This window comes from Acinetobacter sedimenti (assembly GCF_022601685.1).
Taxonomy (GTDB): Bacteria; Pseudomonadota; Gammaproteobacteria; order Pseudomonadales; family Moraxellaceae; genus Acinetobacter; species Acinetobacter sedimenti.
Genome location: NZ_JAKUML010000023.1, coordinates 1 through 11638, shown reverse-complemented (window position 1 = coordinate 11638; position 11638 = coordinate 1). Strand labels below are relative to the sequence as shown.

The window sequence follows — 11638 nt, the reverse complement described above, 5'->3', positions numbered from 1 at the left end:
CGTTAATGCAAAGCAGAATGAGCCCTCGTAAAGGCTCACTCCACATGAATTGATCTAAAAGACTGTTCAGAAAACTAAAGCGATGCACTACTCATCTTAGTCGTCATCATCCAATCCATGCACTGAATGATGTGTTGAGTCATGTGTTAAACCATGCACTAAACCATCCGCATATCTTGGTCTGCCTCGTCGAGGCAGAAGTTCGCCATGCTGACCTGTACGAAAGACTCTGAGTTTAGTGATCGGTGTATGCTGCATTATTGAGTCGTCGAAATCGAGATCGTCGCCGTCATGAGCATCACCATACTGATAACCATAATGTAATAGCTCAATCCATTCATCATGTTTGGTCAGATACATACTGGCCCGCTTTACATTGTCAATCTTGCGTGTTTCATGATGCGATACCATGCCTAGCCCACAGTATTTGTAGTCATCCATTTTGGCATTGCAGTTATAGTAATTGCCATCACCTTGAGTAATCTCCTTATCCCAGTAGTCACCAATCAGCTTAGCGTGAGTAATGCCTTGCTGTACCTTTGCACCATCGAAGAACAGCATGCAGTGTATGTGATAGCCTTTCTTAAAGCCGTACTCCATCTTCCAAATATAGCCAACTAAAGCCTTACTGGGATGTTTTTTTCTCAGGTATTGCAATAGTTGATCCCGATGATCACACAACTGCTCAAGACTGGAATCAGCATATTCCCCATAGCCAAAGTCTAAGCGAACCACCAACAGGCGGGAGTGGCGTATAAACAAGCCGTCGATATACTCATGCGCACTTTTTACTTGGCGACGTTGTTTATCTCGAACACGCTTCAGTTCTGCTTTGGCTCGTAATGACTTGATGTCTAAGTAGATTTCATAAATACAATCATTGAGTCGTCGTATCACTTCATAGCTCAATGCTTTACGATCAAGAACCATCATACGATGTAAACCGAATTCTGTGACTCGCTCAATAAAGCGGTCAAGGTAGAGTGGATAGCGATTAAATGGATAAGAGCGCTCAATGTCGATCACTTTTGATATGGCATAGATCAAGTGATCTGCGAAGTCATACTGATCACGAAATTCTTGGTGTGGATCAACGTTTAGTTTAGGGTTCTTTTTGCAAAGATAGTCTGGGAAGTAGTAGCGCTTAAATTCCTTAAATATCTCAGTTGGAGGCTTTCTTGGTTTACTTATAGCATTGACCAAGCGCTTAATCAGTGCAATGTCATGACACCATAGTGCATATTCCTCTTGGTCAAGTTTATGCAGTCGTTCAAGTTTATTCAGGTTAATCATTTGAATGGCTCCGTATGTGCCATCCCATGACCGTGTCTGTGTGATGAAGTCTTTTTACTAAACAAATATTTGGCTTATACAGCGAAGCACCAAGCTAATACAGCGCTCACTAGCTCAACCATCTTCAAGCTGTACATCCACTTTTTAACAGGCGTGACAATACCTGCCTCAAGCAAGGCATACAGCTAGTAAGATCAGTAGGTTAAGTGATGAATCAATACAGCATGGATTGTATTAGGCAATACATGATAGATGGTCACAGTGGATGTATGACAGTGTCATGAAGACAATTGTTCTTAGTGAACGATGATTAGACAGTCGTATTACTCATAGTAAATCTAGCGTACTCAACGACTTTATCGTGAATAGCATGAGTAACACAATCATCTTCATACTCAGTCGTTGATACCAAGTGATTGATACTTAGTGAGTGGTATTAGATTAGGTATATTAATCATATAAGTACCAAAATGATTTGTGCAATTTCATGCACTTAGACAAGATCATCCAACACAGACGGTATATGGGAATGGCGAATTGAATTGAAGAGTTGTTCTAGTTTAAAAATGCAATCAAGTTATGACGCTTTTTATGCATCAAGGCAGGCGTGTATGCGCTGCTCAATCCATGCTTGAATCGCTTGCTCATTCCATCCAACTGCACCTGAACTTTGTGTTGAAGCGTAGAGCTTAATCCCTTTGGGAAATGCAGGATCATAGCGTTTCGATTTAGGGTTGATCCGATCATAGATCGCCGATCGTGACAATCCAGTTAGGGCTTGCACCTGCTTAATCCGAAGCATCCGACGAGGTGATGATGCAGGAACGACTTCTGCATTTACACTATCCATATTTGCCGTAGCTTTCTTCGCTGTATCTATATGAGTGGCTGAGTTTAAGTTGCTCATGTTTTATTACTCCACATTGATGGTTAAAAGTGAAGAAGAACCTGTCACGATGGACTGGATCATTTGTCCTGTTCAATCTGTCGTGCTCGGTGTTCTTCCATAACACAGTCCACGGAATAAAAAATTGCGTACAGCCTAGGACAAGGCTGACTTCCTTGCTTGACACTGCCAAGCCCTGCACCGTATCCTGTGCAAGCTGACCCACATGGTCAGTCGGTTTTAGCAGACCGTTTCCTAAGAGCGCTAAAAGATTTCATTTTTTAGCGTGTAATCCCTCGTGCCCCCTCTACGGCGGAACGTGAGGGGGACACCTTCGGGTGTGCTGATTTCTTAGGATCAGTCTGCTAACCCCCTTTCGTTCTGCCACCATCATTTAGCAGTGATTTGGTAGAACTCTATTAATATCCTAGGAGTTAGCCATGACCTCAGTTCATTGCTTTGCTGTGCCTCATGCACAGTCTATTATTTTCAAGTTCTTAGCCTTGTTCTCATTACATGCAAATCTAATGCAGTCTTGCTGTACGGATTGGCAAATGCTTTATCACACGCTAAAGCATTAAGCATCCACATTCGAGATTAAAAAAATCACCGTCGCAGACCATCAATGCTGTCGATGCAGGATATTTGCGCACTGTAAAAAATGATGACATGGGAATTATTATGAAAACAACACTATGGGGAATACTGATTGCACTGAGTCTCTCGGCTTGCAATCAATCTGTTGATCAGCCCCCAACAGAACAGCAAGACATATCGACCATCAATGCCGAAACTGACCTGACCGAACTCAGCAATGAAGTTGCAGACAACATGACTACTGAGGAAGACGTAGATTCTGAATCATGGTTTGAAGGGGTTGATGAGTACATCAATCAAAGTGATGAACCACCTGTTGAATTTCATTTAAGCGAGGAATACGACATCGGCGGAAACCCCTTTCTACAACTAAATATGACAGCAATCGTCGATCAAGTAGAAATTTATGACGTGACGATCAATCGAGGCAATACCTGTGCACCAAAATTTTGGCATAGACAATGGGCAGGTCATGGCACCTTAAAGTTTGGGCATGTCAGAACTGCTTTTATGGGCTGTAATGTCAATGCCATCAAGGAAGTGAGTGTCAGCACAGATGTTGGTGAGTTTGTTTTTAACTTTTAAAGCATTGCTCTGTTAATCCATCGCAACGTACTAGCGATTTTTACAGAGAATAATTTGCATTAGATCAGGGGATTCACATGCAAGGACAAATTTTAGATTTTTCGATACAGCAAAATACAGGGGTCATCAGTGGCAATGACCAAAAGCGGTATCACTTCAAAGGCAGTGAGTGGAAAGAAACCATGACACCAGTGCGTGGTCTACGCGTTGATTTTGATGTAGATAGCGAAGGCATGGCGGTCGGTGTTTATAAAGCGATTGGTGTAAGCAATACAGTGACGTTTCATCCATCAGTCAATACCGACAAGCCTGAAAGCGAGTACAACTTTATTGATTGGGCGTTGAAAGCATTTAAACACTATGTCACCTTTGAAGGTCGAGCACGCCGAAAAGAATATTGGTTCTTTATGTTATTCAATATGCTCGGCTTTGTATGCGCAATGATTTTGGATGTCATTTTTGAAACAGAGATGTTGTTTTATTTGCTATACATGCTGATGATATTTTTACCTGTACTCAGTGTTTCGGTACGTCGCCTTCATGACATCGGCAAGTCAGGTTGGTGGTACTGGATTAGTGCGATTCCAATTATTGGCTTAATTCTACTTTTGATCTGGTTTGCCCAAGAGGGCGATCAACATGCCAATCAATATGGTCAACCCAGCAAGTAATCACACATCAGGAGAAAAGTCACGCCACCTATCGTAATTTGCTTGGATTATCCTTAGAGTGATTTCAGACAACTAAAACAAAACTGCTTATTCAATAATTTCATCCGATCAGCCACTTGGCTGATCGGATGATCAAGATAAATTATTTCAATAGCCTTCAGCAGATGATGTCTCATCAGCACGAGCTAGGCTAAAGCAGTGACCACAACGAACACACTCGTGATTATCTAAAATGGTGGTATCAACCATTTCCCCGAGCGCAGTCCCCGCGCTACATCCCGCTACGCCTGAAACTAAGCCAACGAGAACAGCACTGGTTATTCCGCCCAAGACGGAACCAATGGGACCTGCCACCATACCAAAACTTGCGCCAATTTTAGCGGCGGATAGCGTCGTAGCAACACCACCCATTGTTGCAGTAGTTGCACCAATTGTACCACAAATTTTTCGGGCAGTGTGTTTGGTGAGGATGTGTTTGGATTTGCATTTTGGGCAAAGTATTGTCATTTCATTTTCTCCACGATATATTTGAATTGAGCCAAAAGTGGCTCAAGGAGATAATATGTACCCATAAATCGTTGCATTGAAGCAGTTTTACTATTCACAAATTCCACGCAAAGGACACTTGGAATCTACAACAAAAAATAATAAACTCATAAAACTATCCACAAAAATTCTACAGTGATAAAATGTCAAATGATAATTATTCAAAAATGAAGGAAAATTTTTTTATAAAAACTTATGGTCATGTATGGGCGGCAAATATTACTTATCGAGAATTACTATGGTTAGTTCAATATCTGTGTAATGCTGAAAATGCAGACATAATTTATCCTGAGGTTAGTGACGATATTGAAAGATTAAAAGAACAAGCCTTTGGCTTTATGATGCGAAATAATTTGAATGTGAATAGCATTCAGAATGAGTGCATACAATCTCTTGTTCCTGATGATAAATACTATTGGATCAATAGAACCAACCTAAGACAATTACTTTTCTTATTTCATATTAAAAATTCTTTTGTTCTGCGTAAGAAGAGTTTAAAAGCAATTGTTGATTATAACCCTCAGCTTGAACTCGAAAAGTTTTACACGTCGATCATATTTAAAATCTCCGTATCAACACAACAATTTAATGATGAACATGAGCATATCGAAAGATTGAAAAGAAGATATGAAGATGGAGTTGCTCCAGAAAAATATATCGAATGGTTAGGCAAAGATGATGAGGAACAACTTTTATGGTTGAAAAATCATTTAGTAACTATAAAAGGTTTTGATAATTTAGATAAATTTGAAAACAAGGATTTGTACCATATTCTGATTTTATGTATTGATATACTTTATTGGGACAAAGATAGCACTGTCGCCTTCCAAGCTGAGTTTGGACGCATGACAAAATCTTGGAGTCAGCAAAAACATAGATTATCAGGGAGAGAGTCTACTAAGTATCATATCCCTCTTACAAAAAAAGGCAGAGAACGTCTACTTAAACTTGCAGAGTTTCATAACGAAAAAGAACATATTCTGCTTGAGCGTCTCATTAACAAAGAGTATGAACAAGAAATGACGGATGAAAATGGGAAAGATAAATATTGATAAAACTGCAAAAGCTATATAGTAATTGTTCTATTTTGTCCTAAGAGCAATCATTCAATCCAAATTTTAATGTGGGCATTAATGAGGGGTAGAATTATTTAAATCAAAAAAACCTGTTGAATATCAACAGGTTTCTTAATAATTTGGCAGAGGATCAAGGATTCGAACCTTGACGAACGGTTTTGGAGACCGTCATGCTACCATTACACCAATCCTCTCTATCTGTCTGATCTATCAAGACGATGCGAAAGATAACATAGCCTTTCGCTCAATACAACAATTCTTCGTTCGACTGCACATTTCTAAACCATTTCCAGCCAATTTTAAAATCATTTTTATTGAAATCTCATGGCTCTAATGGGATAGCATATATACCAAAAAGCATTAAAGGAAAAAGAGCTATAGGCACTTAAAACATTAAACTATTGTGCTTAAGCATCCGATCGACAATCGTATCCGATTCAAAGCCAAAGCGCCAATAGAGTAATTCTAACACATCGAGTTCATCTTGGCTGATGATTCGACTTGACCAAATTTCTCGTTCAATCACAGAAAGCAAATACATTCTCTGACGATACAAAAGCCCTGAGATGCTTTGTAGGCACTGCCCTAGATCAATTTCATGCTCTGTAATGCGCTGATAGGCAGACAACTCATCATGTTTAAGAATCTTTTTGAGAATGCGCTGACGTACTTTCACTTGCATTAGGCTGTCAATCTGCTGAACATGCAACATCGCATCAACCACAACGACTAGCTCAGTTAAACAATTTTCACGAATTACAGGGAGTGCAGGCTCAAGCAAAGATTGCGTAGACTTCACTCGATCAAAGAGCAAACTGTCTAGTAAGCCAATTTCCCCGTCTGCCTGAATAATAGAAGCAATTTTTTTCAAATAATGATGACTGATAATATTTGGCATCCGATCAATATATTGCAACGCTTCATCAAAAATTTGCAAATGAATACGACCGTCGAGCTTTAATAACGCCTCAACGATTGCCCTGCTCACTTCTGCATATTCAGGAATAAATTCACGGTATTGGCGAATCATAAATATTGCCAAAATTACTTCTCGGCTACCTGTCGCAGTTTGCATTGCACGGATAATCACATCGGGGCGTTGCCAACCTTGCCTAAGCTCAAGACTAAGCGGTTTCATCGCATCTTTGGTTGCAAAGCTAATCGGTGAAAACCTGAGCACTGGCGATGGCTGTATTGAAAATTGATTGGTCGTATCAAAAATCTCAAGCACTCGGTTCTCATTGGTTGGTAATAAGAATCGTGTGGCAAGTTTTTTCCAATCAATCACATTGCCATTATTTTTAAATTTAAGAATTTGACTATGCAAATCATGCAACTGGTCAATACGATCACTCAAAATCGCATGCACTCGAAACCAACTTTGTTCAGTCAACGCATTAGCAAAGCACATATGTGCAAGTGCTTCACTTTCTACTCGAAAGAGTTGTGAGCCATAAGTATGCACATAGATACGACTCAGTGCGTGTAACAAGTCCTCCTCCGCAACGAAGTTTAAAGTTTGCTGATCAACTCGATACTCACGGTGCACATAAAGTAGAAACTTCATCACACGACTAGTAAGCACCCCAAGACTACCCAAGAGCCAAATAAATCCACCCCATGCCACATAGATCGCTGCAAACTTACTATCCATGACCAACGATTTACGCTTCGTGCCTTTTACAACAAACAAACTACCAAGCTGTGAAAAAAATAAAAAACCACTGCACCAAATGAGTAATCGAGTATGTTCGACAAATGCACGAGATTGGATATGTACATACTGCTGTGCAATGATTGCTTTAATTTCAGGATAGTCCATCGCCTGTAAAGCACCCCAAGTCAATACAATACTGGCATCTTTTTCGGAAAAACCAACAGTAAACGCATTCACGCCGAGTTCATCAGGTAATACAAATAAATAAGCAGGTTTTACTCCGCAAAGACTCGCAATCTCATCGTTAATTTTTAGTGCGATACTCTCATTTGGCACAGCATTTAGACGCTCTATACTTTTTGCTCGAAGATGCCGTGCAATGAGTCGCCCATCACCTTTGTATATAATCTGACGATAAATAGTATTTAGACCACACAACAAAAAAATCCCAATAATCACTGCAGGACTAAGTACATGCCACCAAATCAATTGCGTTGTATCAATAAAATGAACAATCAGCCCAAGAATAAAATTAATCACAGCAATCACTATGATCAATGCAAGTGCATAAACCAAAGGAAGTTTGAACAGATGAAGCCGAAAAGTGATCATATTTAGACCGAAATATAAGTGCTAAAAACATATCAATACTGTGTTTTATACAACACTTTCTAAGTGATAACTCATTTTGAATCGTATCGCAAGCGTGTCCGTTAGAATAATGCGATGAAATGGTGAGATTTCAAATGCTAATCTAAGAAATCAAAAATATCTAAAAAAATAATATGTAAAAAAGACGTTTAAACCATTCAGCCTAAACGTCTTTTTATTCGCACTAAATCAAGCACTATGGATCTTAAGCGTCTTCTTTGATGCCAGTAAGATCGACCGATGCCGCATCGACATTGACATCAATGTAGCCATCTTTTTTCTTCTTGGCAGTGTCATTACGGCTCTGTTCAAGACGTTTTAGATACTCAGCATCAATGCCTTCTGTCACATAGTGACCATCAAATACCGCACAATCAAACTCAGTGATTTTTGGAATTTTCTTAGTACGTACAGCAGCTTTTAAGTCTTCCAAATCTTGGAAAATCAAGCGATCTGCCCCGATCATTTGACGAACTTCATCCACAGTACGATCGGCTGCGATTAATTCTGACTTCGCAGGCATATCAATCCCATAGACATTCGGGAATTTAATCATTGGTGCAGCAGAGGCAAAGAACACTTGCTTCGCACCTGAGTCACGTGCCATTTGAATGATTTCTTCACAGGTTGTACCACGTACAATGGAGTCATCGACGAGTAATACATTCTTGTCTTTAAACTCAAGCTCTACAGGGTTGAGCTTTTGACGGACAGATTTTTTACGTTGTTGCTGACCTGGCATGATGAAGGTACGACCGATATAGCGGTTCTTCATAAAACCTTCACGGAACTTCACACCAAGATAATTGGCAAGCTCAAGCGCAGATGTACGGCTAGTATCTGGAATTGGAATGACCACATCAATCTCGTGATCTTTGCCCCACTCTTTAAGGATTTTATGAGCAAGTTTTTTACCCATTTTCAAGCGAGCTTTGTAGACGGAAATCCCATCAAGTGTGGCATCTGGACGAGCAAAATACACATATTCAAAAATACATGGACGATGTAATGGCGCAGTCGCACATTGCTGTAGGAAAAGATTACCTTTGCTATCTACAAACATCGCTTCACCCGGTTCGAGGTCACGCTCAACCTTAAAGCCTAGAGAAGTAATCGCAACTGATTCTGATGCGATAATATATTCCATACCTGTATCAGTTTCACGAGAACCGTAAACCAAAGGACGAATACCATTCGGATCACGAAAGCCCACCAAGCCATGACCTGTGATCAATGCCACCACGCCATAAGCACCCTTACAACGCTCATGCACGCTTGCTACTGCGGTAAAAATATCTTTTTCACTTGGGTTGACCTTGCCACATTTTTGCAATTCATGCGCAAAGACATTGAGCAAAACTTCTGAGTCAGAATCCGTATTAATATGACGCAAATCTGCACTAAATAAATCTTTATGAATATCTGCCGCATTGGTCAGATTGCCATTGTGCGCAAGCGAAATACCATATGGTGAATTGACATAAAACGGCTGTGCTTCTGCACTACTTGATGAGCCTGCGGTCGGGTAACGAACATGACCGATACCATAGTTGCCGACTAAAGCACGCATGTGGCGTGTATGAAATACATCTCGCACCATGCCATTGTCTTTACGGAGATATAGACGCCCATCATGGCAGGTAATGATTCCTGCTGCGTCCTGTCCACGATGCTGTAACATGGTTAACGCATCATATAACATTTGATTTACTGGCGACTTCGCAGCTATACCAACCACACCACACATAGAAACCTCGCAGACTGGCTAGGAACTTCATAGATAAAACGAGTGTTAAAACAACAACATAAAACCATTTAAAGATCTATTCGAATTGATATGGAATAGCTTTTCAAATTGTTCTATAAGAATGGATTGGCAGTCTTAGACTGATTTTCCCCATTCGAGGGCGATATTATATCATCTTGCGCTTTAGAATGATCATCAGAATTGAAGCTTTCTATCTCAGCAGTCGTTTTTTGTACAATCTGTTGTGAATATTCAATGGTTTGTGAGGCATAAGGTTGAAGCCATTCGATCACTTTTGAATCTTGCCACATTTTGGTTTGCGCAAACCAACCTTGCAAGATATGGATGGCGATCAAAAATACTACAGCCATTTTTGCAAAACCAAATGCACCGCCTGCCAAGCGATTAAACCAAGACAATTTCAACTTTTTGACTACTTGATGCAACAAATATCCCAGTGTCCACGTTAAAATCACAACAACCAAAACAATCGCAATAAAGGCAGCAATATGTTGAACCGTCTGATCTTGGCTAATGAAACCCATCAGCGGACGCAGAGATTCACTAAATTTCGTTGCACAGACTAATGCAAGTACCCAACCAATCAGATTGGCTAAGGCATGAATCAAACCCTGACGCAGACCATTCATGGTACTGATCAAAATGAGGATGATCATGATAATATCAAGGGTGTTCATGCACTTCTACTCAACAATACTCAACCTTTAATCGGTACTTTCACTCAATCAAAAATATTGAATTAAAAATCAGATTTAAAAAGACTCAACACAATCTGCAATCAGATTCGGACCTGTATAAATCAAACCACTATAAATCTGCACCAAGCTTGCACCTGAAGCACGTTTTAGTGCTGCTTGTTCACCCGACAGAATACCACCGACACCAATCAATGGGATTTGATCTTGTAATATTTTGGAAAACTGACTGAGGCATTTGGTACTTTTTGTGAAAACAGGCTCACCAGATAAACCGCCCTGTTCATCGCCATGCAACATCCCTTCGACACCTTCTCGTCCTAATGTCGTATTAGTGACGATCAAACCATCAATTTTAAACTTGAGCAATTGATCTGCAATAAACTCAATATCTTCAGCCGTTAAATCAGGTGCAACTTTGAGCACTAACGGTACATAAAAGCTAAATTGTTCTGCAAGCTCTAATTGTTTATTTTTTAAAGTTTCTAAAAGTTCAGTCAGCGCATGACCACTCTGCAAGCTACGCAAACCTTTGGTATTTGGTGAGGAAATATTGACCGTGACATACGACGCATATTGATAGACTTTTTCTAAGCAAATCAAATAGTCTTCTGTGGCATTTTCCACTGGTGTATCGGCATTTTTACCGATGTTAATGCCAAGCACACCTTGAAATTTTGCACTTTTAACATTTTCAACGAGCTTATCTACACCATCATTATTGAAGCCCATACGGTTAATGATCGCTTTGGCATCAGGTAGGCGGAACAAGCGTGGATGTGGATTGCCCGATTGTGGACGTGGAGTGATTGTACCAATCTCAATAAAGCCAAAACCTAATGCTGCTAACGCATCAATGTAGTCGCCATTTTTATCCAAACCTGCGGCAAGTCCAACTGGATTTCGGAATTGAATACCCATACAGGTCACAGGCTTTTGATATTGTTTATAAATATTTTGGACCAAGCCAAGCTTGTGAGCGATTTTCAGTGAAGATAAAGTCACTTCATGAGCACGTTCGGCTTCGAGCTTAAACAACATTGGGCGAGCTAAGGAATATAACATTGCGATTTGACAGGTATTTTATTGAAAAATTCGCCAAATAGTGTACGTGAACTATACACAAAAATATAGGGTGAATAGCCACCAAAATTCTAGACACACATAACCATCTTTTGATGGGCCTTTTCATAATCTAATGGAGAACGTTGAC

The 11638-nt window shown here is 40.0% G+C and carries 10 protein-coding genes and 1 tRNA gene; 3 read left to right on the top strand and 8 right to left on the bottom strand.

Features of this window, described 5'->3' with window-relative positions; all coding sequences use genetic code 11:
• Positions 1–96: 96 nt before the first annotated feature.
• Positions 97–1293: a YagK/YfjJ domain-containing protein gene (locus MKI79_RS11180; RefSeq protein ID WP_241573636.1), complete on the bottom strand. Its 1197-nt coding sequence runs from the start codon at positions 1291–1293 to the stop codon at positions 97–99.
• Positions 1294–1882: 589 nt separating this feature from the next.
• Complete coding sequence (locus MKI79_RS11175) at positions 1883–2200, bottom strand: helix-turn-helix transcriptional regulator (RefSeq protein ID WP_407651647.1); 318 nt, start codon at positions 2198–2200, stop codon at positions 1883–1885.
• A 660-nt stretch (positions 2201–2860) separates the two neighbouring features.
• On the opposite strand from MKI79_RS11175, the gene MKI79_RS11170 reads away from it, so the two are divergent.
• Both MKI79_RS11170 and MKI79_RS11165 read left to right on the top strand, forming a co-directional pair.
• Positions 2861–3361 (top strand): hypothetical protein, encoded by a 501-nt coding sequence (locus MKI79_RS11170; RefSeq protein ID WP_241573633.1) that lies wholly within the window; start codon positions 2861–2863, stop codon positions 3359–3361.
• A 77-nt stretch (positions 3362–3438) separates the two neighbouring features.
• Positions 3439–4032 (top strand): DUF805 domain-containing protein, encoded by a 594-nt coding sequence (locus MKI79_RS11165; protein WP_241573630.1) that lies wholly within the window; start codon positions 3439–3441, stop codon positions 4030–4032.
• Positions 4033–4179: 147 nt separating this feature from the next.
• Here MKI79_RS11165 and MKI79_RS11160 read toward each other — a convergent pair whose 3' ends face one another.
• Complete coding sequence (locus MKI79_RS11160) at positions 4180–4539, bottom strand: hypothetical protein (RefSeq protein WP_241573628.1); 360 nt, start codon at positions 4537–4539, stop codon at positions 4180–4182.
• 182 nt (positions 4540–4721) lie between these two features.
• On the opposite strand from MKI79_RS11160, the gene MKI79_RS11155 reads away from it, so the two are divergent.
• Positions 4722–5630 carry a hypothetical protein gene (locus MKI79_RS11155; RefSeq protein WP_241573625.1) on the top strand — a complete coding sequence of 303 codons (909 nt, stop codon included), beginning with the start codon at positions 4722–4724 and terminating at the stop codon, positions 5628–5630.
• A 144-nt stretch (positions 5631–5774) separates the two neighbouring features.
• Here MKI79_RS11155 and MKI79_RS11150 read toward each other — a convergent pair.
• The 5 genes from MKI79_RS11150 to MKI79_RS11130 form a co-directional block, all read right to left on the bottom strand.
• A tRNA-Trp gene (locus MKI79_RS11150) sits at positions 5775–5848 on the bottom strand.
• 191 nt (positions 5849–6039) lie between these two features.
• Entirely contained in the window at positions 6040–7923 is a 1884-nt protein-coding gene (locus tag MKI79_RS11145) for a M48 family metallopeptidase (RefSeq protein ID WP_241573621.1), read from the bottom strand.
• Positions 7924–8167: 244 nt separating this feature from the next.
• Entirely contained in the window at positions 8168–9709 is a 1542-nt protein-coding gene (gene purF / locus MKI79_RS11140; RefSeq protein WP_241573619.1) for an amidophosphoribosyltransferase, read from the bottom strand.
• Positions 9710–9822: 113 nt separating this feature from the next.
• On the bottom strand, positions 9823–10407 hold the full coding sequence (locus MKI79_RS11135) for a CvpA family protein (protein WP_241573616.1): 585 nt from the start codon (positions 10405–10407) through the stop codon (positions 9823–9825).
• Between the two features lie 75 nt (positions 10408–10482).
• Entirely contained in the window at positions 10483–11490 is a 1008-nt protein-coding gene (locus tag MKI79_RS11130; RefSeq protein ID WP_241573614.1) for a quinone-dependent dihydroorotate dehydrogenase, read from the bottom strand.
• Positions 11491–11638 lie beyond the last annotated feature (148 nt).

What these genes read in the sequence shown, in the direction of transcription:
- MKI79_RS11180 (WP_241573636.1), bottom strand. Translation starts at nt 1,293, where the DNA reads ATGATTAACCTGAATAAACTTGAACGACTGCATAAACTTGACCAAGAG.
- MKI79_RS11175 (WP_407651647.1), bottom strand. Translation starts at nt 2,200, where the DNA reads ATGAGCAACTTAAACTCAGCCACTCATATAGATACAGCGAAGAAAGCT.
- MKI79_RS11170 (WP_241573633.1), top strand. Translation starts at nt 2,861, where the DNA reads ATGAAAACAACACTATGGGGAATACTGATTGCACTGAGTCTCTCGGCT.
- MKI79_RS11165 (WP_241573630.1), top strand. Translation starts at nt 3,439, where the DNA reads ATGCAAGGACAAATTTTAGATTTTTCGATACAGCAAAATACAGGGGTC.
- MKI79_RS11160 (WP_241573628.1), bottom strand. Translation starts at nt 4,539, where the DNA reads ATGACAATACTTTGCCCAAAATGCAAATCCAAACACATCCTCACCAAA.
- MKI79_RS11155 (WP_241573625.1), top strand. Translation starts at nt 4,722, where the DNA reads ATGTCAAATGATAATTATTCAAAAATGAAGGAAAATTTTTTTATAAAA.
- MKI79_RS11145 (WP_241573621.1), bottom strand. Translation starts at nt 7,923, where the DNA reads ATGATCACTTTTCGGCTTCATCTGTTCAAACTTCCTTTGGTTTATGCA.
- purF (WP_241573619.1), bottom strand. Translation starts at nt 9,709, where the DNA reads ATGTGTGGTGTGGTTGGTATAGCTGCGAAGTCGCCAGTAAATCAAATG.
- MKI79_RS11135 (WP_241573616.1), bottom strand. Translation starts at nt 10,407, where the DNA reads ATGAACACCCTTGATATTATCATGATCATCCTCATTTTGATCAGTACC.
- MKI79_RS11130 (WP_241573614.1), bottom strand. Translation starts at nt 11,490, where the DNA reads ATGTTATATTCCTTAGCTCGCCCAATGTTGTTTAAGCTCGAAGCCGAA.